The sequence below is a fragment of the Salinibacterium sp. NSLL17 genome, assembly GCF_015864935.1.
Lineage (GTDB): Bacteria > Actinomycetota > Actinomycetes > Actinomycetales > Microbacteriaceae > Rhodoglobus.
Window position 1 is genome coordinate 948,667 of sequence record NZ_JADYWH010000001.1, and the last position, 25,566, is coordinate 974,232.

Here is a 25,566-nt window from a genome sequence, read left to right on the forward strand (position 1 = left end):
ACTAATGACTGAGAAATCCACGCGCCGCCCCAACATCGTGATGATCCTCACTGACGATCACGCATCGCACGCTATCGGTGCGTATGGGTCGGTAGTGAACCAGACTCCGCGCATCGACGAGATCGCGCAGCTGGGCTGGAAGCTCGACAACTGCTTCGCAACCAACTCGCTCTGTTCGCCGAGTCGGGCATCCATTCTCACCGGGACATATAGTCACATCAACGGTGTCAGCACCCTTGTGACGCCGATCGATGCGAGCCAGCCGACCTTCGTCTCTCAGCTGAAAGAGGCCGGCTACCGCACCGCCATCGTCGGCAAGTGGCACATGGGCGATGGCGGAGAAGCTGACCCCCAGAACTTTGACTACTGGGATGTGCTCATTGAGCAGGGCGAGTACCACGATCCAAAATTCTTGAACCCGGATGGGCTGCGCACCGTTCCCGGTTATGCGACTGACATCATCACCGACCTGTCGCTCAAGTGGGTCGATGAGCTCGAGGGTGACGACCCGTGGTGCGTTCTGATTTACCACAAGGCACCGCACCGCCCGTGGGAGCCCGACGAAAAGCATGCCGGAATGTACTCCGACCCCATCCCGGTGCCCGCGACGTTCACCGATGACTACGAAACGCGCACGTCGTCGGCTCGCCGGGCCGCGATGCGCATCGCCGAAAATCTCAACGAAGACGACCTCAAGCAGACACCACCCGAGGGGCTCACGTATGACGAGCTCGCTCTGTGGAAGTACCAGCGCTTCATGGAGGACTACCTCGCGTGCGTCGCCTCCGTCGATGACAACGTTGGCCGCGTCACCGACTGGCTCACAGAGCGCGGCGACTTCGACGACACCCTTCTCATGTACAGCTCAGACCAAGGCTTCTTCTTGGGCGACCACGGTTGGTTCGACAAGCGCTTCATGTACGAAGAATCGTTGCGGATGCCGTTCGTGCTCAGCTATCCAGCTCAGCTGGCGGCCGGCAAGTCGTACGAGGGCATCGTGACCAATGTTGACCTCGCGCAGACAATTCTCGACGCCGCCGGGGTCGAACACCACCCGCGGATGCAGGGCCGCAGCCTCTGGCCCGACCTCATTGAAACTCCGGATGTCGAACCCGCCGAGGGCATGTACTACCGCTACTGGGAGAACGACGATGTCTTCCATCGCGCGCCCGCCCACTACGGCTACCGCACCGACCGCTACAAGCTGATCTTCTTCTACAACGACGGATTGGGTGTGCCAGGAACTGGGCCATTCTCGTACCCCTCCGAGTGGGAAATGTACGACCTCGAAACCGATCCCGACGAACTCAACAACGTCTACGGAACGGCCGAATACGCCGAAGTCGAAGCAGATATGAAAGTCAAAATGTGGAAGGCGCAGGCGTCATTCAAGGATGAGCCGCACCCCAGCCAGCCGAAACCGGTTGGCATCTAAAGAACTTTTCGAAAGTTTTTTCAGGGCACGTGTCGATTCGGCACGTGCCCTGCGTCATGTCAGTGAAGGGCAGGGAAATCCCCGGCCCCGAAAGGACATGATGACGCTGAACTTTCTGGCAATCGCGGTAGCTACGGTGGCAGGGATGCTCGTCGGTTGGGCCTGGTTTTCACCAGCGCTTCTCGGCAAGCCGTGGGCGGCGCGAGCCGGGATAGATCTGGCTGCGAAAACTCCCGGGTGGGCGTATCTATTGGCGCTTGTGGCCACGGCCATAACGGCAACAGCGCTGGCGCTTGCAGCAGCGATCGCCCACGACCAGTTTGGTGGCTCGTTTCTGACCGTGACGTTGGCTGTGGCATCCATTGGCTGGCTCGGTTTTACCGCGTCGCGGAACGCTGTCGAGTATCTTTTTGAGAAGAAGTCCTCGACGCTGTTTGCGATCGATATGGGTCATCAGCTTGCAGTTCTCATCGTCATGTCCGTTGTTATTGGCCTTTTTGGCCACACTTCACAAATCGGTTAGGGAGAAAAACATGCAGTACATGATCCTGATTCACTCTGAACCCATGGACGGCCCGAACCCGGGAGAGCCCGGATTCGACGAGATGATGGCGCCCTGGATGGCCTTCAACCAGAAGCTCATTGATGGCGGCCACTATGTTGCGGCCGACCAGCTGCAGGGCGTCGAGACCGCGACTACGATTCGCCGGGCCTACGGTGCCGGCGACACGATCGTCGATGGCCCGTTCGCTGAAACCAAAGAACACTTCGGCGGCTTCTACATTGTGGAAGCTAAAGACTTGGATGAGGCGCTTGCGCTCGCTGCCGAGGTTCCGATTCCGGCCGGCTCGCTCGAGGTTCGCCCGGTGGTGCCCTCGTAGCGTGCCTGACAACTCAGAGGCGGTCACCCGCCTGGCGCGTGAGGAGAGTGGGCATGTGCTCGCTCTTCTCACGCACCGCTTCGGCCTCGACGTTGCCGATGATGCGGTGCAGGATGCGCTGGTTGAGGCCCTGAACTGGGCCGTAGTGCCTGACAACCCCGCCGCGTGGCTCTATACGGTCGCGCGCAATCGTGCGGTAGACCGTGTGCGACGAGAGGCTGCGGCTGCTCGACGACTAGCGCGAGCAGCGCCCGATCTCGTGCTGGCCGCAGAGCGCAACGGCGCCAGCGGCGGGCACGGCGGACTCGACGGCAACGATGAGGAGGTGCCCGAAATGATCGATGATGCTCACTATTCGGGCGACGAACACCTGCGGTTGCTGCTGCTCTGTTGTCACCCGGCGCTGAGTCGAGACACCCAAGTGGCACTGACCCTCCGGCTCGTCGGCGGCCTCTCGACGGCGGAGATTGCCGCGGCATTCTTGCTGCCCGAGCAGACCCTTGCGCAACGAATCGTGCGGGCGAAGCGCAAGATCCGCGACGCGGGCATCCCGCTCAGCATCCCCGAAGACCTCACGTCGAGAGTCGATGCCCTGCTCACCGTTGTGTATCTCATTTTCAACGAGGGCTATCTCTCGCGGGGGAGTGCGGCAGGCGCCCGCATCGACCTCGTGGAAGAAGCGATTCGACTCACGATCACCGCGCGCGAGCTGCTCCCCGGCAATCCCGAAGTCGAAGGCCTATTAGCGCTGGAGCTGTACGCTCGCGCCCGCCACGACACTCGCTTTCGCGGCGACGAACTGATTCTCCTTGAGCATCAGGATCGCACCCGCTGGGATGGCGAACTCATCGAGCAAGCGAACGGGCTCCTGCGCAGTGCGCTCGCACGCCTGCAGCCGGGGCCGTTCCAAACCCAAGCAGTCATTGCGCGTCACCATGCCACCGCGCGCACTGCTGCCGACACCGACTGGCCGGCTATCGCATCCGCCTACACGGTGCTGCTGGCTATGACTGGTGGCTCTCCGGTTGTGGCGCTCAATCGCGCCGTCGCGGTGTCGATGGCCGACGGGCCCGATGCGGGGTTGCGCTTGCTCAACGACGTCACCGGTCTTGACAGCTATCACCTGTACTGGGCGACTCAAGCGGAGCTGCTGTTGCGTGCCGGTGACGCGGATGCTGCGGCAATCGCCTTCGCCCGTGCGCGTGAAATCGCCACGAACACTGCCGAACAGCAGCATCTCGATCGGCGTATTGCGCAACTGCCCGAGTAGCTCCAGCGGAGTCCCGCTCGCCCCGCAGTTAGGGCCGTTTCGGCGGGGGCGTCGGCTGCGCGTAGTGGTGCTCGCCGACCGCACCCTTCTCGACGACATCCCGGATGCGGGCGGCGCGCACCGCTGGCGTCTTGATGCCGGTAAGGCGCGCATAGATCTGAAAGCGCTCGCTCCGGGTAAGGCTGGCGTGAAACTCTGCCGAGGCCGGGTTTGCGTCGAGGGCGGCCTGAAGGTCGGGGGGAGTCGTCATGTTCTTCTGGCTGTAGGCGGCATCCCAGCGGCCATCCGCTTGGGCGCGTTCGACTTCGGCGAGACCGCCGGGGCGCATCGTTCCCTCCTCGATGAGGCGAGCAACATGGTCGCGGTTCACTTGTGACCAGGGGCTGTTCTTGCGGCGTGGAGTGAACGCTTGCAGCGTGTAGTCGTCGTCGAGGCGTGCCATTTGACCATCGATCCATCCGAAGCACAGGGCAACGTCGAGCGCTTCGCTCCAGGTGATCCCAGTGGCCTTCGATAGTTTCTTGCGCAGCTTGAGGCGCACGCCCTCGAGCGAGGGCTCGCTTTCAAGGTAAGCCGTCCACTCGGCGATGGTGACGTCGAGGATGGGTTTGTCGGCGAAGCTGGCCACGGTGAAGTCCTCCTAGAGTGCGTCGCCCTCAAGCATCGCACCATCCACTGACGGCTACTCCTGTTCGCTGAACAAACACTGATTCGTTGCTGGGCGCGAATCGGGCGTTGAATAGACTCATGCGAGCTACTTACATTTACGGCGCCGGCGATGTCCGCGTCATCACTGCCCCTGACCCCAAGCTCATCGAGAGCACCGACGCAGTCGTTCGCATTACGCGGGCGTGCGTGTGCGGCAGCGATTTGCACCCGTTCCATTCGATGCCAGCGGATGCGGATGCTCGCCCTATCGGCCACGAATTCATCGGCGTTGTCGAAGAGCTCGGCAAAGACGTTTCTACGCTCAAGGTCGGCGACTTCGTCATCGCGCCGTTCGCGTACTCCGACGGAACCTGCGAGTTCTGCCTCGAAGGGCTCCAGACCTCGTGCATCCACGGTGGCTACTGGGGCAACGGCGGCATCACGGGCGGCCAGGCTGAAGCCGTGCGCGTGCCCTTCGCTGACGGCACCCTCGTGAAGGTTCCCGGCACCGTTGACGAGTCACAGTACGCCGGCCTCTTGTCTCTCTCTGACGTCTATGCCACCGGCTGGCACGCCGCCTACAAGGCTCGCGTCGCTCCCGGCCAGACCGTTACCGTGATCGGTGATGGCGCTGTCGGCCTCCTCGCTGTGCTCTCTGCCAAGCAGATGGGTGCTGAGCGCATCATCCTCATGGGGCGCCACAAGGCACGCACCGACCTTGGCATCCACTTCGGAGCCACGGATGTCGTAGCCGAGCGGGGCGAAGAAGGCATCGCGATGGTGCGCGAACTCACCGGCGGCTCCGGAAGCCACGCGGTTCTCGAAGCTGTCGGCTTCATGCCCGCCTACGAGCAGGCCCTCGGGGTCGTTCGTGCCGGCGGAGTGATCAGCCGTGTCGGCGTTCCGCAGTACGAGAATGCCCCGGTCGGCCGCGGCAGTCTCTTCGGCAAGAACGTCGGCCTTGTCGGCGGTGTGGCCCCCGCTCGCGCCTACATCGAGCAACTGCTGCCTGGTGTGCTCGACGGAACCGTAAACCCCGGCCTCGTCTTCGACCAGACCGTGAAACTCGAGCAGACCCCCGACGGCTACGCCGCGATGGATGAGCGCACCGCTCTCAAGGTGATGGTCGACCCGACGTAGCAGTCGCGCGGCATCCCGACGACTAGCGGGAGGGCTCAATGCAGCCTGCGGACGACGTGGATGCTCTGCCAGAAATCGAAAATCACGCCGTGTAGGGTTGTTTCGTCATCTGGTCGCGCGTTCACGGATCCACGTGGAGAACGACTTCAGCCGCAGGCTTATAGTGCGAGGAAACCCTATGAAGGCAACATTTCTTTACGGCGCGGGCGACGTCCGAGTGGAGACAGTAGCGGACCCGGTGATCCAGCTTCCGACAGACGCTATCGTCCGGGTGGTTCGTGCGTGTGTCTGTGGCTCAGACTTGCACCCGTATCACACGCGTAAGCCAGGCCTGGTTGGTGCTCCGATGGGCCACGAGATGGTCGGAGTAGTCGAAGAAATCGGCTCTGAGGTTTCTACCGTGAAGCGAGGGGACCTCGTCGTCGCCACGTTTACGTACCAAGACAACACCTGCGTTTTCTGCCAAGAAGGATTCCACACATCGTGCCTCCACGGCGGCTTCTACAACAAGCCCGAAGTCGGCGGCTTCCAAGCGGAATACGCACGGGTGCCGCAGGCAGACGGCAGCCTGGTGACGGTGCCGGGCGTCGACGAGAAAAGTGAACTGATTCCGTCGCTTCTCGCCCTGTCCGATGTTTACCTCACTGGCTATCACGCCGCGCACATGGGGCGGGTCGGTGCGGGCAAGACTGTGACAGTGATCGGCGACGGCGCGGTCGGGTTGTCGGCCGTACTGGCGTCAAAGAAGCTCGGGGCCGAGCGGGTCATCCTCATGGGGCGGCATCAGTCGCGCACTGATCTCGGTGTCGAGTTCGGGGCAGACGAGATCGTGGCCGAGCGCGGAGAAGAAGGAGTCGCCCGGGTGCGCGAACTCACCCGCGGCGAGGGTAGCCACGTCGTTATCGAGGCGGTTGGCCACTTCCCGGCATACCAGCAAGCTTTGGGATCCGTCCGTGTGGGCGGCACCATCTCGCGCGTAGGCGTTCCCCAGTATTCCGAGGCTCCGATCGGATGGGGTTCACTCTTCAGCCGCAACATTACGCTCACGGGTGGCCCCGCCCCCGTGCGCGCCTACATCGAATCCGCGCTCCAGGACGTGCTCGACGGCTCGATCGCCCCGGGTCGCGTCTTCGACCGCGTCGTGGGTATCGACGAGGTTGCACTGGGATACGCCGCCATGGACTCGCGCGAGAGCCTCAAGGTGATGGTCGCCTTCTAAGCCCTGAGCTGGTTTCTCGTCAGCGGGACCACGAGCTGTGGTCTCGTCAGCGGGACCATGACTGGAGCGCGGTGATAGCCCGGTCGAGGTATTCATCGCGAACCGTCACGGCAAAGCGCACGAATTGCGTGCCGCTCGGACCGTAGAACTCGCCGGGCGAGACAAGCACGCCGATGTCGGCGAGCGCCATCGCGGTATCAATTCCGCTTTCGCCCCGCGTGGCCCAGAGGTACAGGCCGCTTTCCGAGCCGTGAATCTGGAGTCCGGCTGCCTCGACGGCAACTCGGAGACGCTCGAGGCGGGAGGTGTAGAGGGCGCGCTGCTCGGCCACGTGCTCATCATCGGACAGGACTGCGCTGAGCACCTGCTGCACGGGCGCGGGGACCATGAGACCTAGGCTGCGGCGCTTCGACGCGATCTTTCCGATCAGTTGTTCGTCTCCGGCGATCATGCCGCCTCGGTACCCAGCCATGTTGGACTGCTTGCTGACCGAATAGCAGGCGAGAACCTGGCTCATGTCGTCGCCAACTACTCTGGGGTCGAGGATAGAGGGGATCCGCTGCCCGTCGACCTCATTCAACACGGCGTAGCACTCGTCGCCGACGATCACCGCACCGAGCTCACGAGCTCGGGCGACAGCACGACGCAACTCCTCAACGGTCAAGGTCTGACCGTCGGGGTTGCGAGGGGAGTTCAGCCAAATGAGTTTGGTCGCTTCAGGCCACTTGGCCGGATCGTCCTCAGCAACGACGCTGGCACCCACGGCGAGCGCCCCCGCTTCATAGGCGGGATAAGCCAGTGCGGGGCGTACCACGACGTCATCCGCGCCGAGCCCGAGCAAGAATGGCAGTAGACCCAATAGCTCTTTGGACCCGATCGTGGGTAGAACACCCTCTCGATTGAGAGGGACGCCACGTACGCGGTCGAACCAGTTCACCATCGCGTCACGCAACTCGACGACCCCAATGGTCAGGGGATAGCCAGGTGCGCCGCCCGCTGAAGCCAGCGCATCAATAAAGACTTGCGGCGTCGGGTCGACAGGGGACGCGGTCGCGAGGTCGGCAAACCCGCCCGGGTGGGCGACTGCGCGACGGCGGAGCTCGGCCGACACCTCCATCGCTGAAGGGCTCACAGGAGCCGAAGACCCCACGGGGGCGCTCACGCGGCTACTCCGGAGCAGCGAATCGAGCGAATCGATACCGCCAGGGGAAGGGGCGATCGGGCTCCGGTGTGGTTAAAGAAAGCATCCATGTCATCCATAAAATCAGCGCTTCCTATGAATCTCATGGACGTGAACAGCCCATTGGTGTTGTGGGCACCGCTTTTAGGGTGATGAATGACCCGACGTAATAGACGTGTGGCACTCCGCCGACGGCCACTGGTTAAACAGCGATGTCGAGGACAGCTAGGGTTAAAACAACCCCGACTGCCCTCGACATCTTTGCTGGGCCTCCTGTCGGATTCGAACCGACGACCCCCGCTTTACAAGAGCGGTGCTCTAGCCAGCTGAGCTAAGGAGGCTTGGGCCAACGCCCTATTTTAGACATGACTTCACCTATGCTCCCAACCAACCCGCGCAGTCGCCGTCGCGCGCTCGCCGGAATCATCGCTGCAATCGTCGCTGGAGCCCTTGTTGCAGGCCAAAGTCGCATCAATGGAGAGCTCGCAGTAGAACTTCACGATTCGACTCTCGCGGCCCTCATTTCGTTCGGATCAGGGCTCGTCATCCTCACTCTGATCGTTCCGTTTGTGCCGAGTGCACGCGCCGGCTTCCGCACCCTGGGCGTCGAAGTGAGAAGCAAACGTCTTCCCTGGTGGTATCTCACCGGTGGAACCTTTGGCGCATTTTTCGTGCTCACTCAAGGTCTCGCTGCAACAGCCCTCGGAGTAGCGCTGTTCACCGTTGCGGTAGTGGCGAGTCAAACCATTAGCTCTGCGGTCATCGACCGAGTCGGAATCGGCAGCCTGCAGAAGCGGCCCGTTACTCCGCTCCGAGTGGCGGCATCCGCCCTCGCCGTGGGCGCAGTCATTTTTTCGGGGCTGTCAGACCTGCGCCTCGACGGACCCTTCCTGCTGGTGTTCTTGCCGCTTGCCGCTGGCTTCGGGATCGGATGGCAGCAAGCCATCAATGGTCACGTGCGGCATGTGACGCGTTCGCCGCTCACCGCGACCTACGTCAACTTCATTGCGGGCACCTCGGTGCTGGCCATCGCAGCGATCGTTTTCGGTTTTGTTGGCGGCTGGCAGCACGAGTTCCCCACCGACCTGACGCTGTATCTCGGGGGAGCGATCGGCGTGATCTTCATCATCGTTGCCGCAGTGCTCGTGCCCATCACCGGAGTGCTGTTCTTTGCCCTTGGCTCGATCGCCGGGCAACTGCTCGGAGCGCTCGCTCTCGAACTCCTTTTGCCCACAGACAGCGATGGGGTGGCACCAACCACCATAATCGGCGTGGTACTCACCCTCATCGCAGTGGCGATCGCTTCGCTCTCAGGCAAGCGACCGCCCAAAACGCTGCTGTCGAACTAGTCCTGCTCGTCGAACTCCAGCGAGCTCGAGTTCAAGCAGAAACGGTCACCGGTCGGTGTCTGGCTGGCATCGTCAAAAAGATGTCCGAGGTGTGAGCCGCAGGTTGCACAGACAACCTCGGTGCGCACCATCCCGAGTGAGCGGTCTTCACGCAGCTCAACAGCATCCGGGTTGATTGCTTCGTAGAAGCTTGGCCATCCCGAACCGGAGTCGAACTTGGTGTCGCTCTTGAACAACTCTGCGCTGCACGCACCGCAACGGTAGGTTCCCGCACGCTTTTCGTCGAGAAGGGCGCCAGACCACGGACGGTCGGTGCCGGCTTCACGCAGCACTGAAAACTTGATTCCGAGCTCTTCGCGCCATTGCTCGTCTGTCTTAGTCACCTTGTACGTCATGTGGTCTCCTCTATTCGTGAGCTTTCTCTGCTCAGTACATTAAACTCGGGGATGTGCCTATTGATTCCGTGATCGCCAAGTCTTGGGGCGAATTAACAACATCCGAGCTCTACTCGATCATGAAACTGCGCACTGACGTATTTTTTGTTGAGCAAAAAGTCGACGAGACCGAACTTGATGACCGTGATCAAGAGGATGCCACCCGCCACTATTGGCTCGCCGACGGTGCTGACGTCGTCGCCTACATCCGCGTCCTGTTCAACGAGACAGCCGAACACCTCGACGGTCACCGTGTCATCGGTCGCGTTGTCGTGCGCGACGACCACCGCGGTGAAGGCCTCGCCCAGATCATCATGAAGCGCATCGTTGACGACTTCGGTGGCGAAGGGATGCTGCTGCACGCCCAGAAATACATCGTGCCGCTCTACACAAAGTTCGGTTTCGAAGCCTTTGGTGAGCTCTACGACGAAGCCACCATCATGCACCAGTCGATGTACCGCGCAGGTCGCTAATGCGCGGCCTCAACGTCTGCGTGCTCGGCCCCGCCGCGCTCATCGTCACCGCTGTTCTTATTGCGCTGACGCCGATGACCAGCAATGCTGCAGTTCTGGATGCCGCGGGCACCCCTTCTGCGCCGGCAGACGTCACCCTCGCGGCCGACTCTGTCAGCTGTGACGTGACGGATGCCGCCATCACCTGGGGCCTCAAAGAGTCGCTGCGGTCATACATCAGCGGCACCATCGCCAACGGCGAATGGGCGGTGAGCGACGGTGCCACCTACGAAACTCCCAACTTCGGTTGGACGGCAGGCTCCGGCCAACTCGACGCGGGCAGCGGCACTCTGGCTTTTGACGGCAGCCTTCGCCTCACGGGCCACGACGGCATCCTCGACACCACCCTCACGGGCCTTGAGATCGTCTTCGACGGCAGCACGACCGCCAACCTCGTTTTCGATGTCTTTGGAACGACCCAAGAAGGGCTCCCCGTAAACGAGAGTGCTGTCGAGTTCGCCACGATTGATGTCTCAGGCATCACCGTCGCCGATGGCGTAGCAACGCTCGCGGGCGCACCCGTCGTGCTCACTGAAGCAGGATCCGAAGCCTTCGGCACCTATCCGGCTGGGGAAGAATTCGACCCCATCACCGTCACTTTCAGCGCCAACCCCGAGTGCATGCCGCAACCTCAGGATGGCAACCAAGCCCTGCTAAGCGCTCTCATCATCGTCGGCGCCATCATCGCAATCCTCGTAGCGATCGCCATCGTTCTGATTCTGGGACGCCGGCGCCGCCGCAAGCGCGCTGCGGCAATGTAGCTGACGCTCTACGAACCTGACGTTGGCGCGTAAATCGCCCGAGCGAGAGCATCAAGCACCGTGACCGTGCGCGGGCCGAAGCTCAAAATTTCGCCGTCATCCATCTCGACGAAGCGCTGGTTCTTGCCCGCTTCGGTGAGCGCGACCGCGGGGCGGGCTTCGAGCAATCCACTCACGCCGCCAACACTGTCGAGACCGCCCGTCATCACCAGAATGAGATCAGGGTTCGCCGCGACCATCGCCTCGTCGGTCATAGGGCGCATGCCTTCGAGACCGATCTCGGCTGCGACATCCACGCCGCCGAGCGCATCGATCAGCACATCTGAGCCCGACTCTTGACCGAACAAGTAGTAGATCCCTGACGTGCCCCGCAAGTAGAGGAACATCATCCGCAGCCGGTCACCCGAGGGAACGATCTGAGCGATCTCCGCAACCTTCGCCTCGATCGTGGCGCTGAGCTCCGCAGCCAAGGCGTCGCCGGCGGCGGAAACCCCCAGCGCGGCTGCCGTTTGACGTGCCAACTCGGCGATGCCCTCAAGAGAAGGGTCCGTGTCGACGAACACCACCGGAATGCCCGCATCGCGCAGTTGCAGCACCACATCGATCGGGCCAATCGAGCCATCCGTCAATACAAGGTCAGGGCGCAGCGCCAAAATGGCCTCGCTATTGACGGTGTGAGCGTTCGACGTAATCACCGGAAGAGTGGATGCCTCATCAAACGTCGTTGAAATATCTCGCGCCACCAGCGAATCCAGCATTCCCAGACCGGCAATCGTCGCCGCGATGGAGCCCGAAATGTCCATAGAAATCACACGGTCAGTCGATGACACCGTGACGGGCACATCGCCAGCCAAATCGTGCGAAACCACCGTCACCGGCAACGACTGGGCGGGAGCGCTCGGGGGAGCGAGGATTCCGGATGACGGAAGCGCCGCCTGAACCAGCCCGCTGTAATCCTTCGCATCATCCAGCACCGTCAACGCGGTGAGGGGAGAAGCGAGATCAGCCGTGACCGTCACCGTCGGAGTCTCCGCAATAGTGGCAGCCGAACATCCACTGGCGGCAAGCACAACACCAGACAACACCGCCGCAGCAGTGAACAGTCGAGTGCGCATGACAACCAATCAGAAATATCGGGTACTAAGGCAATCCTAACCTCGACTCGCTCCAATTGGTCCACGAAGCCGAGTCGTTCGGCGGGCGCGCAGCCCCAACGCCCTAGGCTTGCCAGCACAGTGGAGGTATTGCCGTGTCCGAAAACGAAGCCGCGTCGCATCCCACTACACGCCTGTCCGAACGCGACAGCCTCATCCTCGACTTTGAGCGCGAATGGACCCGACACGTCGGCGCCAAAGAAGAGGCCATTAGCTCCCAGTTTCAGGTGTCAAGCGCACGCTATTATCAAATGCTCAATGCGGTAATCGACTCACCGGCAGCCGTGCGCTACGACCCCATGTTGGTCTCGCGACTGCGCCGCAATCGAGACAACCGGATGCGCAACCGATCAGTGCGCACCCCCGACCACGACGAAGAATTGACAGACTAAGCAATGGCGAGTTACCCGAAAGACCGATTCGACGAACTACCCGACGACGTCGACCGCATAGGTGCCCACCGCGGCCCTCGACGACGCGGACGCGGCTGGATCGGCTTCGCCTGGGCCCTGCTCGCCACCGGCGTGCTTGTCTTCGGCGGTCTCTTCGCCCTCAGCCAGTACCTCGATGACGACCTCGGCATCCCCTTCTTCGCCACACCAGAAGAGGCTGTCGTCACCCCAGAACCCACCGAAACCGTCCCGCCCGTCACCGACCCCGCCGCAATAGACCCCGAACGCGCGCTCACCATCGACGTGCTCAACGGAACACCGGAAAGCGGACTCCAAACCACCGTCTTTGACGAACTCACCGCAGCAGGATGGCCGACAGGCAGCGCAGCCCCCGCCTCCGCGCGAGACATCGAAGACACCTACGTTTATTACAGCAATCCCGACGATGAAGACGTCGCTGCCGGCCTTGTTGCCGCCATCGGCCGCGGCGAAATTCGCCTCGTGGAAGAAGACATCTTCCCCGGCGCAGAACTCACCGTCGTTCTTGGCACCGACTACCTCGCCCCCGCAGCAGAAGCCACAGAAGAGCCCACAGAATAAAGGGAAGCCCGCACTGCGGGCTGACGCACGCTCGCCCTGATGGGGTGCGCTGCGTCGACTTCTGATTGCCCGCTCCGAGTGCGCTGCGCTGTCTTGCACTCACCCCCGTCGAGTGCTAATTTTGACCTTGGCACTCGCACAGTTCGAGTGCCAACTTATTCGCTTGTACGACGTCCGGGAGGGACGAGAAACACACATGGCAAAGATCATTGCTTTCAACGAAGAGGCCCGTCGCGGCCTTGAGCGCGGCCTGAACATTCTCGCTGACGCCGTAAAGGTCACGCTCGGCCCACGTGGCCGCAACGTAGTTCTTGAGAAGAAGTGGGGCGCTCCCACCATCACGAACGACGGTGTATCCATCGCCAAAGAAATCGAGCTCGACGATCCTTTCGAAAAGATCGGTGCTGAACTCGTCAAAGAGGTAGCAAAGAAGACGGATGACGTTGCCGGAGACGGTACGACCACTTCTGTTGTTCTTGCTCAGGCTCTCGTTCGCGAAGGCCTCCGTAACGTTGCTGCGGGTGCAGACCCCATCAGCCTCAAGCGCGGTATCGAAAAGGCAACCAACTCGGTCATCGAGGCACTCATTGCGAGCGCCAAGGAGATCGAGACCAAGGAAGAGATCGCGGCTACCGCATCCATTTCTGCTGGTGACCCCGAGATCGGTGCACTTATCGCTGAGGCGATCGACAAGGTCGGCAAGGAAGGTGTTGTCACCGTTGAGGAGTCGAACACGTTCGGCACCGAGCTTGAGCTCACCGAAGGTATGCGCTTCGACAAGGGATTCCTGTCGGCATACTTCGTCACCGACCAGGAGCGCCAGGAAGCGGTCTTCGAAGACCCCTACGTTCTTATCGTCAACGGCAAGATCTCGAACATCAAGGATCTGCTCCCCATCGTCGACAAGGTAATCCAGAGCGGCAAGCAGCTGCTCATCATTGCTGAAGACGTTGACGGAGAAGCACTCGCAACTCTCGTTGTGAACAAGATCCGTGGCATCTTCAAGTCGGTTGCCGTCAAGGCTCCTGGCTTCGGAGACCGTCGCAAGGCTCAGCTCGCTGACATCGCCATCCTCACCGGTGGCCAGGTCATCTCTGAAGAAGTTGGACTCAAGCTCGAGAACGCAACTCTCGAACTCCTCGGTCGCGCCCGCAAGGTCGTTATCACCAAGGACGAGACCACGATCATCGAAGGTGCTGGTGAAGAAGAGGCGATCGCAGGTCGCGTCAAGCAGATCCGCGCCGAGATCGACAACACTGACAGCGACTACGACCGTGAGAAGCTCCAAGAGCGTCTCGCCAAGCTCGCCGGTGGTGTTGCAGTTATCAAGGCTGGTGCCGCAACTGAGGTTGAACTCAAGGAGCGCAAGCACCGCATTGAGGACGCAGTCCGCAACGCCAAGGCTGCTGTTGAAGAGGGAATCGTCGCCGGTGGTGGCGTGGCCCTGATTCAGGCTGGCAAGATCGCATTCGACAGCCAGGCAATGGCTGACTTGGTCGGCGACGAAGCAACCGGAGCGAACATCGTCCGCGTTGCTATCGACGCACCGCTCAAGCAGATCGCACTCAACGCAGGCATGGAGCCCGGTGTTGTTGCTGACAAGGTCCGCAACCTCCCCATCGGTCACGGCCTCAACGCAGCAACCGGCGAATACGTCGACATGCTCGCTGCAGGCATCAATGACCCGGTAAAGGTAACGCGTTCGGCTCTGCTCAACGCATCGTCGATCGCCGGTCTGTTCTTGACGACCGAAGCCGTCGTTGCTGACAAGCCTGAGAAGAACCCGGCACCCATGGGTGACCCGTCGGGCGGAATGGACTTCTAAGTCCCACCGCTCTACACAGCTTCACTGCACTACACAGAATGGGCGTCTCCTTCGGGAGGCGCCCATTCTGTCGTTAACGAGAGTTTCTGTGGGTGGGGGAGTCTCTAGCGCCCGCAGCGTGCTGGTCGTGCCGGGGGTGGGCTTGGGCGCGTTGTGAGCGTGCCTGGGCGTACCGCTAGCGGGAGAAGAGGCGCGCGTTTGCGGCTTCGATCTCCGCGTACTGCTGCCCGGCCTGGCTGAGGGCGGTATTGATCGCGGCGAGGTTCTCTTCTACGCGCTGTTGAGTGGCCTTCCAGTCGGTGACGACCGTGGAGAAGGCTGTCGCTGCCTGCCCGGTCCACGAGCCCTGCAGGTTCGTGAGTTGACCGTGAAGGCCAGCAACTTCCGCTTGGATGCGGCCAATGGAATTCTGAACCGCTCCGGTGGCGCTGAGAACGGCTTCGCTATCTACTTGGTATCGAGTCATAACTCGACGGTAGATTCCCGGTCCGCGTTGCGGCGGTCGCTATTCCGCTTCGGTGTCGTCTGACGGGCTCGGAGTGCTGGGGAGGAGAGGAAGCTCCACACGGAAGGTTGCGCCGCCTCCGGGTGTCTCAAGCGCCTGCACGGTGCCGTGGTGGGCTGTGACGATGGCCGCAACGATGGCGAGCCCTAGGCCGCTTCCGCCGGTGTCGCGGTTGCGCGAGCTGTCGGCACGCCAGAAGCGTTCGAAGACCTTGGCGCGAATCTGTTCCGGGATGCCCTCGCCGTGGTCGATAACCGACAACACAGCCAGCTGGCGCTCATGGTCAACTCCAACGCCGATCTCAACAGGAGTGTCTGTCGTGAAGCGCAGAGCGTTGGTGACCAGGTTGGTGAGTACCTGGCGAATCTTGTTCTCTTCGGCCATCACAACGGCGTTGAGGTCCTTCGGCACCGGCGCAATGGCCTGAGTGAGACGAGCAGTCGCCTTAGCGACGGCGGCAGACTTCTTGCGGGATGCCAAGCGTGAGAGGCGAGCGCCTGCGGCAGCAATGGGGCCGGTGGCGAGCGCGGCAACTCCGCGAGAGGGGGTGCTGGGATCGGGGTGTGAGCTCTCGGGGAGAGTGATCACCTTCGTGTCGGTGTCAGCATCCGCGGTGAGGTCTGCCTTGACGATCGCGTCGGAGTCAATGCGGGGGTTGGTGTTGATGACGGTGACGACGCGGCCGGTCGAGGCACGAGCATCCATCGCGGCATCATTGGCCAGCGGCAAGAGGTCGACTTCGGTGAACTGCACCGGTTTGCTGCCATCGATGCGCGCCAGCTCGAGGAGGTCTTCGACGAGCCCGCCCATGCGGATCGCTTCTTTCTCGATGCGCTCCATGGCCTGAGCGATGTCGTCCGACTTAGTGATAGCGCCCATGCGGTACAGCTCGGCGTACCCACGCACGGTGACGAGGGGGGTGCGAAGTTCGTGGCTGGCGTCACCGACGAAGCGGCGCATCTGATCAATCGTGCGCGCGCGGTCGGCGAATGCGCGGTCGATTCGGCCAAGCATGGAGTTGAGGGAGCGGTTGAGCCGCCCCACTTCTGTGTTGGGGGTGGCGACAGAGAGTCGCTGATCGAAGTCTCCGTCGGCAAAACGCGCCGCGGTCGCTTCCACTTCGCGCAGTGGCGCGAACGTCGAGGTGACCAAAAGGCGCGTGAGCGCTCCACCGACGATGACAACGGTGAGGCCGAAGAACAAGAAGATGGCGGCGTAGCGAGCCACAATGGCGTTGGAGTCGCTCAAGTCGCGGGCGATGACGATCGTCACAAAGTCAGGGCCGATGGTGCTGATCGCGGGGTAGGCAATCACTCTCCATTGCCCTCCGATGGCTGTGCTGGGAAGAGTGAACGGGGCGGTCTGTGAATTTGCAACGGCGATCGTGAGACCGTCGAGAACGGGGCGCGAGGCATCCTCTTCCCGGCTGTTGCAACGCATGCTGCCGTCGTGGTTGAGCACCGCGAAATAGAGGTCATTGGGCAGGCGAGACACACTGCACTGAGGATCGCGGGTTGTGCCGGTGTATTGGATGCGGCCATCGAGCCCATCGGCGGCGGCGGTGATCTTGTCGTCGGTTTGCTCGATCAGATAGTCGCGCAACACTGCGGCGGTTCCGACACCGGCAACGAGGAGCCCCATGGTGAGCAGAAGCACCGTGACTCCGGTGACCTTGGTGCGCAAAGAGATGCGGCTCCAGGCGTCGGGGATGTTCTCCTGCATGATAGTGAACGGTACCTTGCGTGTCTGGGAATCGGGAACGAATATGGCCAGCCGAACATGAACAATTACATGTCAGCTGGCCATCGTTGGTGGTTACGGCTTTGCTGCCTTCAGCATGTAGCCGAATCCGCGCTTGGTTTGGATGATCGGCTCTTCGGTGTGCTGATCGAGCTTGCGGCGCAGGTAGGAGATGTAGCTCTCTACGATGCCGGCATCGCCGTTGAAGTCGTACTCCCACACGTGATCGAGGATCTGAGCCTTCGAGAGCACGCGGTTGGGGTTCAGCATGAGGTAGCGAAGCAGCTTGAACTCGGTGGGGCTGAGCTCAATTTGTTCGCTGCCGATCGATACCTCGTGGGTGTCTTGGTCCATCGTGAGGTCACCGGCGCGGATGATCGTCTCTTCGTCATCTTGCATCGTGCGGCGAAGAATCGCCTTGATGCGGGCAACGATTTCATCGAGGCTAAACGGCTTCGTGACGTAGTCGTCACCACCGACGGTGAGGCCGGTTATCTTGTCTTCGGTGTCGTCTTTTGCCGTGAGGAACAGGATGGGAGACGTGTAGCCGGAGGCACGGAGGCGTTTGGTCACGCCAAAGCCGTTCATGTCCGGCAGCATCACGTCGAGGATGATCAAGTCGGGTTCTTCTTCGAGAACAGCCGAGATGGTCTGGGCGCCGCTTCCTACCGCGCGCACCGCAAATCCCGCGAAGCGCAAGCTCGTCGTGAGCAGATCGCGAATGTTCGGTTCGTCGTCAACAATGAGAATTTTCGGTCCGTCAGCCATGTGCCCAGTATCTGCGTGTTTCCTGAATGTGACCTGATAGCTCAGGGCGTGTCGGCAAGTTGTTCACCAGATCGTTCATTGAGTATTTGTTAATTTTAAGCATAGGGTGGCTGCATTGGGATCAGGCGAAGGGGAATCAACTGATGAAGAGATTGATCATAGGAACGCTTATCGCATTCGGCGTGGGAGCCATCGCACTCGCCGCCATCACGCTTCTGTCGAACCTCGCTCGGTCGCAAGACATTACCTGGTGGAGCGTCAATGGGGTCACCCCAATGTGGCCACTCAGCGTCGGATTCGGCGCTCTCTGGCTGATGGCCCTGAGCTTCGCTTTTCTCGTTGTGCTTTCGGTGGTCGGCCTGGCGAAAGACTTCATGATCAAGCGTCGTGCTCGCCTCGAGGGCGAACCGGTCTGAACGAAGTCGGTTATCCGGTGAGTTGAAACAGGTACGCGAACGCAGTTTTTGTGTACGCGATACCTCGACCGCTGGCGCGAATGAGGTCGGCGGTGGCCTGTTCTGGTTTCTTGGGAATCAGATAGCGATCGAGATCGCTGCTGTCGATTCTGTAGCGTCCATCGCGGTGGTGGACGCCGCCCACCAGGGTCAGACGTGGATCAAGGGCGGCGAGGCTTGCATCCCCGTGGCTGCTATTGGCCAAGAAGAGCCCGCGCGGCGCCAGATACCGCGCGCAAGAATCCCACGCGGGGCCGGTGAACAGGGCAATGATCAGGTCGAAGGATGCGTCGGCCAGCGCAAGCGGCTTCAGGAAATCGGCCTTGAGGAAAGTGATCTCGGCCGCGGCTCCCGGCAACGTGGCGCCTTCCAGCTCACCCCGGACCCGCTCGGCGTCGGCAAAGAACGCGGCGGCCCGGCGGTCGGTATCTACATAGGTGACGGCGGGGATGCTGGTCGAGGGAGACAGATCGAGGTAGCTGCCCACATTGAGCGCAGCGACCGGTGCCCAGTGCTCGAGCAGTGCGCGGTACATGTCTGACCGATCACCGATCGACTCTCGATAGCTCAGCCACGATGGGCTTGACTGCGATGACGTGGACGATGGCGACTGTGGCATAGAAAGGGGCCCCTGGGCTCTGTGGTGGGGTTCAACCGTAGCCGGTGCGGTAGCTCTCAATGGTTTGCACGATGCGGCATCCGGGCACCTCGACTTCAGGGGTACCCGGGAGCACACTGGAACGATGGATGACTCAGCCGACACCGTCGTGGGCGATGCCGCGTGCTGGCTGCCGCGCGTCTGCGTCGAGTGCGGCGCCCTCGTCGAGGGGGAGCTCCCGGCACCGTGTTGGCGCTGTGGTGCAGTGGTGGGCGGCGTTGGATACAGTGGGTCCGACTGAGGAGGATTCAGATGGCAGGACCCGGATATGCCGTAATCGATTTCGAAACTACTGGCCTTTTCGCTGGCGGGCACGACCGCGTCGTTGAGTTGGCCGTGGTGCATGTCGATTCCCAAGGCAATCTAGAGGGTCGATGGGAAACTCTCGTGAATCCCGGCCGGGATCTAGGGCCGCAACGAATTCATCAGATTCGTGCTGCGGATGTCATCGAGGCACCGCGCTTCGAGAACATCGCGGGCAAGCTAGTCGGCCTTCTCTCAGGACGCGTGCTTGTTGCACACAACGCGAGCTTTGACCTCAAGTTTCTCGTGGCGGAGCTCGAGAGGACGACTTCCTGGATGAGCACTGACTTCGTGAGTCTTTGCACTATGCAGTTGGCGCGGGAGTATCTTCCTGGTGCCGGCCGCGCACTATCCGACTGCTGTGCGGCGCTCGATATTCAGTTGGATGATGCGCACCGGGCTTCTGCAGACGCGTTCGCGACGGCGCAACTATTGGCGGCGTACATTCAAGCGACCGAGCAGAAGGAATTCTGGAAGGAGCATCTCGACGCAGCGACTAAGCACCCGTGGCCCGCGATAATCTCTCCAGAAAAGGCTTGGATTCCTCGTCCGCCCTTCAACGAAATTACAGCATCGTCATTTCTTCAGCGGGTAACTGAGAAGTTGCCCGAGTACGCAGGGCCCGCTGAGTGCCTGGACTATCTAGCATTGTTGGACCTCTGCCTGCTCGACCGTCATGTGTCGGTGCATGAAGCAGGGCAGCTTGTTGCGCTGGCAGAAGAGCTCGGAATCAGTCGAATAACATGTCAGCAACTCCACTATGAGTACTTCACCGGACTGACCGAAACAGCTTGGGCTGACGGAATTCTAACTGCAGATGAAACTGCGGATCTCGTGCACGTGGGTGACCTTCTTGACGTACCAACGGAGATCATCGCAGCGGCGCTTGACGAGTGCGGTAATCGGCCCCGTACTTCTGAGGTAGCGGAGAGCTGGCCTCCTAGCGACGAGCAAAACGCTCCATCCTTCGCACTCAAACCGGGCGATCTCATCGTGCTAACGGGCGAGATGTTACGCCCGCGTAGCGAAATCGAGTCCGCCCTCGTGGAGCTCGGCTACAAACCATGGAACGCCGTTACCAAAAAGGTTCGACTCCTAGTCGCTGCCGACCCAGACTCACTATCTGGAAAAGCACGTAAGGCGCGGGACTACGGAATTCCTGTGGTTGATGAGACTGGTTTGGAACGCCTTTTACGCACCTAAGCGACCTAAGCCGTCAGGTCTGCGGCATCCAGAATCGTGTAGCTGTAGCCCTGTTCGGCCAAGAACCGTTGGCGGTTTTGTGCGAAGTCTTGGTCGACCGTGTCGCGTGCCACGAGCGTGTAGAAGTTGGCGGGCAGGCCGCTCTCCTTGGGGCGAAGCAGGCGGCCAAGACGCTGAGCTTCTTCTTGGCGAGAGCCAAATGAACCACTAACTTGCACGGCGACGGTCGCCTCGGGCAGGTCGACCGAGAAGTTGGCAACCTTTGACACGATGAGCACCTTCGTGACGCCGTCGCGGAACTCTTGATACAGACGCTCGCGCTCCGGAACGGAGGTGGCACCGGTCAGCTTGGGAGCATTCAGCTGCTCAGACAGATCATCGATCTGGTCGAGGTATTGCCCGATAACGAGAATGCGCTCGCCGGCGTGCTTTTTCACGAGCGCGCGCACCACTTCAGTTTTAGCGGGTGCTGTTGCGGCCAGTCTGTAACGTTCGTCATCAGCGGATGCCGCGTACTCAAGCCGCTCGCTCTCGGGGAGGTCAACGCGCACCTCGAAGCAGCTAGCGGGGGAGATGAAGCCCTGGGCCTCAATCTCTTTCCACGGGGCATCGAAACGTTTGGGGCCGATGAGGGAGAACACGTCGCCCTCGCGCCCATCTTCGCGAACAAGCGTCGCGGTGAGGCCGAGGCGACGGCGTGCTTGCAGATCAGCGGTGAGCTTGAACACGGGCGCAGGCAACAAGTGCACTTCGTCATAAATGACGAGGCCCCAGTCGAGAGCATCCAGCAACGCAAGATGGGCGTACTCGCCTTTTCGCTTCGCCGTCAGGATTTGGTAGGTCGCGATCGTGACAGGCAAAATCTCTTTCACCTGCCCCGAATACTCACCCACTTCTTCTTCAGTGAGGGTGGTTCGCTTCAAGATTTCGGCTCGCCACTGGCGCGCAGAAACCGTATTGGTGACCAAAATCAGGGTCGTGGTGTTGCTTTGCGCCATCGCGCCGAGGCCCACCAAGGTTTTGCCGGCGCCACAGGGCAGCACTACGACGCCTGAACCGTGGTCGAAGAAATTGTCGATGGCGTGCTGCTGGTACTCGCGCAGGCCCCAGCCCGAGGCATCCAGATCAATCTCGTGAGGGGTGCCTGGCGTGTAGCCGGCGTTATCTTCAGCCGGCCAACCGAGTTTCAACAACTCTTGCTTGAGCTGCCCGCGGGCCCACGGCTGGACCACAAAAGTGTGGTCGCCGCGACGTTCGAACAGCAGGCTTGCGACCTTCTTGGCGCGCGTGATCTCGCGCAGCACCGCCGGGTCAGTGGCAGTCAGGGTCAACGCGCCGTCGTCATCACGATCAATGACGAGGCGGCCATAGCGGCCAACCGTCTCAGCAATATCTACGCTGACACTCTGCGGGATAGGAAACTTCGAATACTTCTCGAGCGTCTCCAGCATCGCGGGAGCGTCGTGACCTGCGGCCCGAGCGTTCCACAGTCCCAAACGCGTGATGCGGTAGGTGTGGATGTGCTCGGGGGCGCGCTCCAGCTCCGCGAAAACGGCCAAATCATGGCGCGCGTCTTCGGCCAAAGGGTGCGCTACCTCAAGCAGAACCGTGCGGTCAGACTGCACGATCAGAGGTCCGTCGGGTGCTGTGTTCATCCGACCTAGACTACGCCCGGATGCTTAGCGTTCGTTGGTGGCTTCCACCCCGACGATGCTCTTCAGCGGTAGCGTTCGCTCAATATCGGCTGCGCGGTCGAGGCCGCGCATGCGACCAGCTGCCACGCTGGAAGGTTCGAGCGTGTACTGCACGAGATGGCCATCTGGCATTTTTACCGTGACAAACAGCAGCAGTTTGTTGCGAATCGCGACCTCGATTTGTCGCGACAACCACGCCTGATCTTCATCGCCGGTGGCGCCACCCTGGCCACTGCGCAGCTTCGCCAGCAACTTATCTGGGCCGTCATCTTGAGGCTCTTCTGTGCTTGCAGCACTAACTTGGTCGCGTCGCAGCGACAAGATCGCGCCCTCCGAGTTCTCGGCGGCAACCGGGTAACGGGCATCGCTCAGTGCCCAAAAAAGCTGCTCGACTCCGAATCGCGAGACCAAACGGTCGCCCTCGAGGCGCAATCCGAAGGCACCAAAGTTGGGATCAACCGCGATCGACTGCAGAAGCACTGAGTCAGGAGAAATGACGTAACTGCCGGCCGCCCCTTGCTGGCCAACCCGCACTAGGCCGTGGCGGCCCGCAGCCTCCGTTAGCAAATACTCGACGGGCTGGGGAACCCCCGTCAATGAGATGTCAGTCAAGAAGCTTCGAATGCTGTCAAGCGTCTCGCCGAGCGTCATGGCATGGTGCAGGCTCGATCGCGAGATGCGATAGGTGGATGCCAGGGCGCGGGTCTCGACGTCGGCAATGACGCGCAGCCGAGCATCCAATTGCGGCGCCAACGGTCCTGGCGAAATCACGCTGAGGTCGGGCTGCACATAAACCTGATGCACTTCGTTGGGAAAGACCGCGGCCATGGCGGCGGTTGCTTCTGTCGTTGTGCGGGTGAGCAGGGCAACGCCTGCGCTGCTGGGGAGGCGATTGGCCGTGACGCCCAGGAGGCCAGCATCGCGGGCGTAGCGACGCACCTTCTCGAGCATCGACTCAACCCCGGCGGGGAATAACCAGCGCGTGTAGTCCTCGACGCCGTCGCCCCAGAAGCTGTGAGTGCGGTCGGCCAAAATGGTGCGGATGTCGTCAGGAATTCCCTGATGCCACGCCTCAGCCAAGTGCACCCAGCGTTCAGCCGCGCCGCGCGACATCCACTCGGTGGCATCGGCGGTTGGCATCCACTGGGCATTCGTGGTGGCGATGAGACCGGCACGTTCTGCGATGTCGACGAGGCCGGCGATCTTGTCGAGAGGCACCGACATCGCTGCCGCCAGCCGTTTTGAGTCGGGGAGGGAGACTCCGCCGCGCGCCAAATCGCGCACGGGACTCGAACGCAGCTGATTGATGAGTTCGGTGACTTCGTTGGTGGTCGCGAACGCGTTCTCGGCGGCGATGCTGTCGATACTGTCGCGCTCGGAGGGTTCAACCGACGTGAGAGTGGAGGGCGCGGGAGTGTCGAGCAGTTCACCGGTGGAGGGCAAGCCATCGAATGGCCAACCTGCCAACTGGTCGGTTACGCCGTCAGGGGCGCTGTAGCGACCGCCACGATGAATGAGCAGGGCCAAGCTCACGAGCCGATCGAGTCGACGCTGAACGGCAACCTCGTCGTCACCAAAGTGCCCGACGGCAGAGGCGACTTCCTGCGCGGTAAGGGACGCAGTGTCAGCGACCACCGCGAGAGTGGCAAGCGTGGGGCGGTCGAGATCGCGCAGCACGCGTTCAACCGAGGTGGACTGCTGCAGAGCATCCGCTAGGTCAAAGAAGTCGCTTACAGAGTTGCCGCGCACCGTGCGTGAGCGCAACAACTCAAGAAGTTGATTGTCGTCTAGTGCCCGCAGTTGAGCGGCGAGCAGAAGAGCCGCATCGCTAATTGTGGCCATTCCTATATTCACGTTGGCGACGGCGGCCATTCAACACGAGAAGGGTGATGATGAAAACGACGCCCAAAGGCAAAGCAAAGTAGGGCATAGTGATCACTACGGGCCACACACCGTAATCGAATACGGTTTGGCCCACTGCGGTAGCAACGACTACGGCGACAAAGCTAAGCACAGCGAGTGCGATCGAGATGGCGACCAGGTATGCGAGCACACGCTCGATGCGAAGGTCGCGTTCAGTTGAGTGATTTGTCACGTTGACAAGGATACGCGCCCGTTTACGTTCTAAGCTTGAGTCACGACTACAAAGGAGCATGCCCATGCCTACCGGCAAGGTTAAGTTTTACGACGACGAGAAGGGTTTTGGCTTCATCATGAGTGATGAAGGCCAAGAGGTCTTCTTGCACGCCTCAGCGCTGCCTGCGGGCACGACTGGGATCAAGGCGGGTACACGCCTCGAATTCGGCATTGCTGACGGCAAGAAGGGCGCTCAGGCGCTCTCCGTGCGCGTCATGGATGCTCCTGCAAGCATGGCCAAGATCAACCGCAAGCCCGCCGATGACATGGCCGTGATCATTGAAGATCTCGTCAAGCTCATGGACGGCATCGGTTCTGGCCTCAAGCGCGGTCGTTACCCTGATAAAACCCACGGCGCCAAGATCGCCTCCATGCTACGTAAAGTTGCGGACGAACTAGATGCCTAATAGCCAGTACGAAAAGCTTGCTCGGGGAGCACTCCTCGAGATCACCACTGATGCGTCGATTGGTGCGCTCGTCGGTGAGCAGATCGAAAGCGAAGGCACCGTTTCGGTACTCTTCGCTTCGGCTCTGCCGGGCTATCCGGGCTGGAATTGGACCGTCAGCGTTGCTCACGTTGAGGGTCAGGACCCCACGGTTCTTGAAGCAGAACTCATGCCGGCCGAGGGCGCACTGCTCTCGCCCGACTGGGTGCCGTGGTCTGAGCGTCTTGCGGAGTACAAGGCCGCGCAGGCCGCTACTGAAGCGGCGGATGCCGAAAAGGCTGCTGCAGAAGAAGCCGACGACGATCTTGACGACGACGACGATGATGACGATGACGAGTTCGGCTCGTCCGTCTTACACGGCGGTGACCTCGACGGCGTTGACATTGATGCATCGGATGATGATGAGTCAGACGATGACGACGAAGAGTCAGACGACGACTACGACACTGGTGCGTTTCGCGGCGGTGACCACGAGGGCGTGAGCGTTGATGACCTCGACGAGTCGGATGACGACGACGACGATGATGACGATTCAGACGATGCTGAACTCGACGACGATGATGACGAGTCAGATGATGACGACGACGATTCGGACGAAGAAGACTAGCGAGTTCGCTTTCCGCGCTGTGCGTGCGTGTAGATCAGGCCGATAAGGCCGAGCACGAGGCCCGCAACGGCAGTCCAGAGCCACCACAGGTTTCCGGATGCATTGAGCGGTTCGATAAAAAGCAGCAGCAGTGCAAGACCGATGATCCACAACACCATGCCCACGAGCATGGCTTTGCGGTCGTCGGTCTGCACCGGCTCAGGATCTGGCCGGCGTTCTGAGTCTTTCAACCAGATACGCACGGTTTCAGA

The 25,566-nt window shown here is 61.1% G+C and carries 28 protein-coding genes and 1 tRNA gene; 16 read left to right on the plus strand and 13 right to left on the minus strand.

Going from position 1 to position 25,566, the window contains the following annotated elements:
* The first annotated feature begins 4 nt into the window (after window positions 1-4).
* The 4 genes from I6E51_RS04590 to I6E51_RS04605 all read left to right on the plus strand — a co-directional run bounded on the left by I6E51_RS04590 (window position 5) and on the right by I6E51_RS04605 (window position 3,586).
* Window positions 5-1,435, plus strand: coding sequence for a sulfatase (locus I6E51_RS04590; RefSeq protein WP_197109561.1), 1,431 nt, complete (start codon window positions 5-7; stop codon window positions 1,433-1,435).
* A 100-nt stretch (window positions 1,436-1,535) separates the two neighbouring features.
* A complete protein-coding gene (locus I6E51_RS04595) occupies window positions 1,536-1,958 on the plus strand; it encodes a DUF1761 domain-containing protein (protein ID WP_197109562.1) in 423 nt (140 codons plus the stop codon).
* Between the two features lie 10 nt (window positions 1,959-1,968).
* Window positions 1,969-2,316: a YciI family protein gene (locus I6E51_RS04600; protein ID WP_197109563.1), complete on the plus strand. Its 348-nt coding sequence runs from the start codon at window positions 1,969-1,971 to the stop codon at window positions 2,314-2,316.
* A gap of 1 nt (window position 2,317) precedes the next feature.
* Window positions 2,318-3,586, plus strand: a complete 1,269-nt coding sequence (locus I6E51_RS04605; protein ID WP_197109564.1) for an RNA polymerase sigma factor — start codon at window positions 2,318-2,320, stop codon at window positions 3,584-3,586.
* A gap of 28 nt (window positions 3,587-3,614) precedes the next feature.
* Here I6E51_RS04605 and I6E51_RS14505 read toward each other — a convergent pair whose 3' ends face one another.
* The gene (locus tag I6E51_RS14505; protein ID WP_197109565.1) at window positions 3,615-4,214 is read right to left on the minus strand and encodes a YdeI family protein; all 600 of its coding nucleotides are present in this window, start codon (window positions 4,212-4,214) and stop codon (window positions 3,615-3,617) included.
* 119 nt (window positions 4,215-4,333) lie between these two features.
* On the opposite strand from I6E51_RS14505, the gene I6E51_RS04615 reads away from it, so the two are divergent.
* On the plus strand, window positions 4,334-5,374 hold the full coding sequence (locus I6E51_RS04615) for an alcohol dehydrogenase catalytic domain-containing protein (RefSeq protein WP_197109566.1): 1,041 nt from the start codon (window positions 4,334-4,336) through the stop codon (window positions 5,372-5,374).
* A 178-nt stretch (window positions 5,375-5,552) separates the two neighbouring features.
* Window positions 5,553-6,593, plus strand: a complete 1,041-nt coding sequence (locus I6E51_RS04620) for an alcohol dehydrogenase catalytic domain-containing protein (RefSeq protein ID WP_197106280.1) — start codon at window positions 5,553-5,555, stop codon at window positions 6,591-6,593.
* Between the two features lie 46 nt (window positions 6,594-6,639).
* Here the strand turns inward: I6E51_RS04620 and dapC are convergent, their stop codons facing one another.
* Both dapC and I6E51_RS04630 read right to left on the minus strand, forming a co-directional pair.
* On the minus strand, window positions 6,640-7,725 hold the full coding sequence (dapC, locus tag I6E51_RS04625) for a succinyldiaminopimelate transaminase (protein ID WP_307783810.1): 1,086 nt from the start codon (window positions 7,723-7,725) through the stop codon (window positions 6,640-6,642).
* Between the two features lie 315 nt (window positions 7,726-8,040).
* Window positions 8,041-8,114, minus strand: a tRNA-Thr gene (locus I6E51_RS04630).
* Between the two features lie 36 nt (window positions 8,115-8,150).
* Here I6E51_RS04630 and I6E51_RS04635 point away from each other — a divergent pair.
* Window positions 8,151-9,122 carry a DMT family transporter gene (locus I6E51_RS04635; protein ID WP_197106279.1) on the plus strand — a complete coding sequence of 324 codons (972 nt, stop codon included), beginning with the start codon at window positions 8,151-8,153 and terminating at the stop codon, window positions 9,120-9,122.
* Here the strand turns inward: I6E51_RS04635 and msrB are convergent.
* Entirely contained in the window at window positions 9,119-9,517 is a 399-nt protein-coding gene (gene msrB / locus I6E51_RS04640) for a peptide-methionine (R)-S-oxide reductase MsrB (protein ID WP_197106278.1), read from the minus strand. The two genes, I6E51_RS04635 and msrB, sit on opposite strands and share 4 nt — an antisense overlap.
* A 53-nt stretch (window positions 9,518-9,570) precedes the next feature.
* Between msrB and I6E51_RS04645 the strand changes: the two genes are divergently transcribed.
* Together I6E51_RS04645 and I6E51_RS04650 are read left to right on the plus strand one after the other, a co-directional pair.
* Window positions 9,571-10,029, plus strand: a complete 459-nt coding sequence (locus I6E51_RS04645) for a GNAT family N-acetyltransferase (RefSeq protein WP_307783811.1) — start codon at window positions 9,571-9,573, stop codon at window positions 10,027-10,029.
* Window positions 10,029-10,829 (plus strand): HtaA domain-containing protein, encoded by an 801-nt coding sequence (locus tag I6E51_RS04650; protein WP_197109567.1) that lies wholly within the window; start codon window positions 10,029-10,031, stop codon window positions 10,827-10,829. Before I6E51_RS04645 ends, I6E51_RS04650 begins: the two co-directional genes overlap by 1 nt.
* 8 nt (window positions 10,830-10,837) lie before the next feature.
* Here I6E51_RS04650 and I6E51_RS04655 read toward each other — a convergent pair whose 3' ends face one another.
* Window positions 10,838-11,944: a hemin ABC transporter substrate-binding protein gene (locus tag I6E51_RS04655; protein ID WP_197109568.1), complete on the minus strand. Its 1,107-nt coding sequence runs from the start codon at window positions 11,942-11,944 to the stop codon at window positions 10,838-10,840.
* 134 nt (window positions 11,945-12,078) lie between these two features.
* Here I6E51_RS04655 and I6E51_RS04660 point away from each other — a divergent pair, with 134 nt between their 5' ends.
* The 3 genes from I6E51_RS04660 (at window position 12,079) to groL (ending at window position 14,800) form a co-directional block, all read left to right on the plus strand.
* The gene (locus I6E51_RS04660) at window positions 12,079-12,375 is read left to right on the plus strand and encodes a DUF3263 domain-containing protein (RefSeq protein ID WP_197109569.1); all 297 of its coding nucleotides are present in this window, start codon (window positions 12,079-12,081) and stop codon (window positions 12,373-12,375) included.
* A 3-nt stretch (window positions 12,376-12,378) separates the two neighbouring features.
* Window positions 12,379-12,975: a LytR C-terminal domain-containing protein gene (locus I6E51_RS04665; protein WP_197109570.1), complete on the plus strand. Its 597-nt coding sequence runs from the start codon at window positions 12,379-12,381 to the stop codon at window positions 12,973-12,975.
* 196 nt (window positions 12,976-13,171) lie between these two features.
* The gene (groL, locus tag I6E51_RS04670) at window positions 13,172-14,800 is read left to right on the plus strand and encodes a chaperonin GroEL (protein WP_197106273.1); all 1,629 of its coding nucleotides are present in this window, start codon (window positions 13,172-13,174) and stop codon (window positions 14,798-14,800) included.
* Window positions 14,801-14,975: 175 nt separating this feature from the next.
* On the opposite strand, the gene I6E51_RS04675 is transcribed toward groL, so the two are convergent.
* The 3 genes from I6E51_RS04675 to I6E51_RS04685 all read right to left on the minus strand — a co-directional run bounded on the left by I6E51_RS04675 (window position 14,976) and on the right by I6E51_RS04685 (window position 17,813).
* Window positions 14,976-15,266: a WXG100 family type VII secretion target gene (locus I6E51_RS04675; RefSeq protein ID WP_197109571.1), complete on the minus strand. Its 291-nt coding sequence runs from the start codon at window positions 15,264-15,266 to the stop codon at window positions 14,976-14,978.
* Between the two features lie 39 nt (window positions 15,267-15,305).
* Window positions 15,306-17,027 (minus strand): HAMP domain-containing sensor histidine kinase, encoded by a 1,722-nt coding sequence (locus I6E51_RS04680; RefSeq protein WP_197106271.1) that lies wholly within the window; start codon window positions 17,025-17,027, stop codon window positions 15,306-15,308.
* Between the two features lie 93 nt (window positions 17,028-17,120).
* On the minus strand, window positions 17,121-17,813 hold the full coding sequence (locus I6E51_RS04685) for a response regulator transcription factor (RefSeq protein ID WP_197109572.1): 693 nt from the start codon (window positions 17,811-17,813) through the stop codon (window positions 17,121-17,123).
* A 143-nt stretch (window positions 17,814-17,956) separates the two neighbouring features.
* On the opposite strand from I6E51_RS04685, the gene I6E51_RS04690 reads away from it, so the two are divergent.
* Window positions 17,957-18,229, plus strand: coding sequence for a hypothetical protein (locus tag I6E51_RS04690; protein ID WP_197106269.1), 273 nt, complete (start codon window positions 17,957-17,959; stop codon window positions 18,227-18,229).
* 10 nt (window positions 18,230-18,239) lie between these two features.
* On the opposite strand, the gene I6E51_RS04695 is transcribed toward I6E51_RS04690, so the two are convergent.
* Window positions 18,240-18,803 (minus strand): hypothetical protein, encoded by a 564-nt coding sequence (locus I6E51_RS04695; protein WP_197109573.1) that lies wholly within the window; start codon window positions 18,801-18,803, stop codon window positions 18,240-18,242.
* A 375-nt stretch (window positions 18,804-19,178) separates the two neighbouring features.
* On the opposite strand from I6E51_RS04695, the gene I6E51_RS04700 reads away from it, so the two are divergent.
* Entirely contained in the window at window positions 19,179-20,432 is a 1,254-nt protein-coding gene (locus I6E51_RS04700) for an exonuclease domain-containing protein (RefSeq protein ID WP_197109574.1), read from the plus strand.
* Between the two features lie 5 nt (window positions 20,433-20,437).
* On the opposite strand, the gene I6E51_RS04705 is transcribed toward I6E51_RS04700, so the two are convergent.
* From I6E51_RS04705 to I6E51_RS04715, 3 genes are read right to left on the minus strand one after another with little or no spacing between them, the layout of a single operon-like run.
* Entirely contained in the window at window positions 20,438-22,087 is a 1,650-nt protein-coding gene (locus tag I6E51_RS04705) for a DNA repair helicase XPB (protein WP_197106265.1), read from the minus strand.
* 24 nt (window positions 22,088-22,111) lie between these two features.
* Window positions 22,112-23,968 (minus strand): helicase-associated domain-containing protein, encoded by a 1,857-nt coding sequence (locus I6E51_RS04710; RefSeq protein WP_197109575.1) that lies wholly within the window; start codon window positions 23,966-23,968, stop codon window positions 22,112-22,114.
* A complete protein-coding gene (locus tag I6E51_RS04715) occupies window positions 23,955-24,221 on the minus strand; it encodes a hypothetical protein (RefSeq protein WP_307783812.1) in 267 nt (88 codons plus the stop codon). The genes I6E51_RS04710 and I6E51_RS04715 overlap by 14 nt, the downstream gene beginning before the upstream one ends.
* A 64-nt stretch (window positions 24,222-24,285) precedes the next feature.
* Between I6E51_RS04715 and I6E51_RS04720 the strand changes: the two genes are divergently transcribed.
* Both I6E51_RS04720 and I6E51_RS04725 read left to right on the plus strand, forming a co-directional pair.
* A complete protein-coding gene (locus tag I6E51_RS04720) occupies window positions 24,286-24,669 on the plus strand; it encodes a cold-shock protein (RefSeq protein ID WP_197106262.1) in 384 nt (127 codons plus the stop codon).
* Entirely contained in the window at window positions 24,662-25,315 is a 654-nt protein-coding gene (locus I6E51_RS04725; protein WP_197109576.1) for a DUF3027 domain-containing protein, read from the plus strand. The genes I6E51_RS04720 and I6E51_RS04725 overlap by 8 nt, the downstream gene beginning before the upstream one ends.
* On the opposite strand, the gene I6E51_RS04730 is transcribed toward I6E51_RS04725, so the two are convergent.
* On the minus strand, window positions 25,312-25,557 hold the full coding sequence (locus tag I6E51_RS04730) for a DUF2530 domain-containing protein (RefSeq protein ID WP_197106260.1): 246 nt from the start codon (window positions 25,555-25,557) through the stop codon (window positions 25,312-25,314). The genes I6E51_RS04725 and I6E51_RS04730 overlap by 4 nt on opposite strands.
* Window positions 25,558-25,566: the final 9 nt, after the last annotated feature.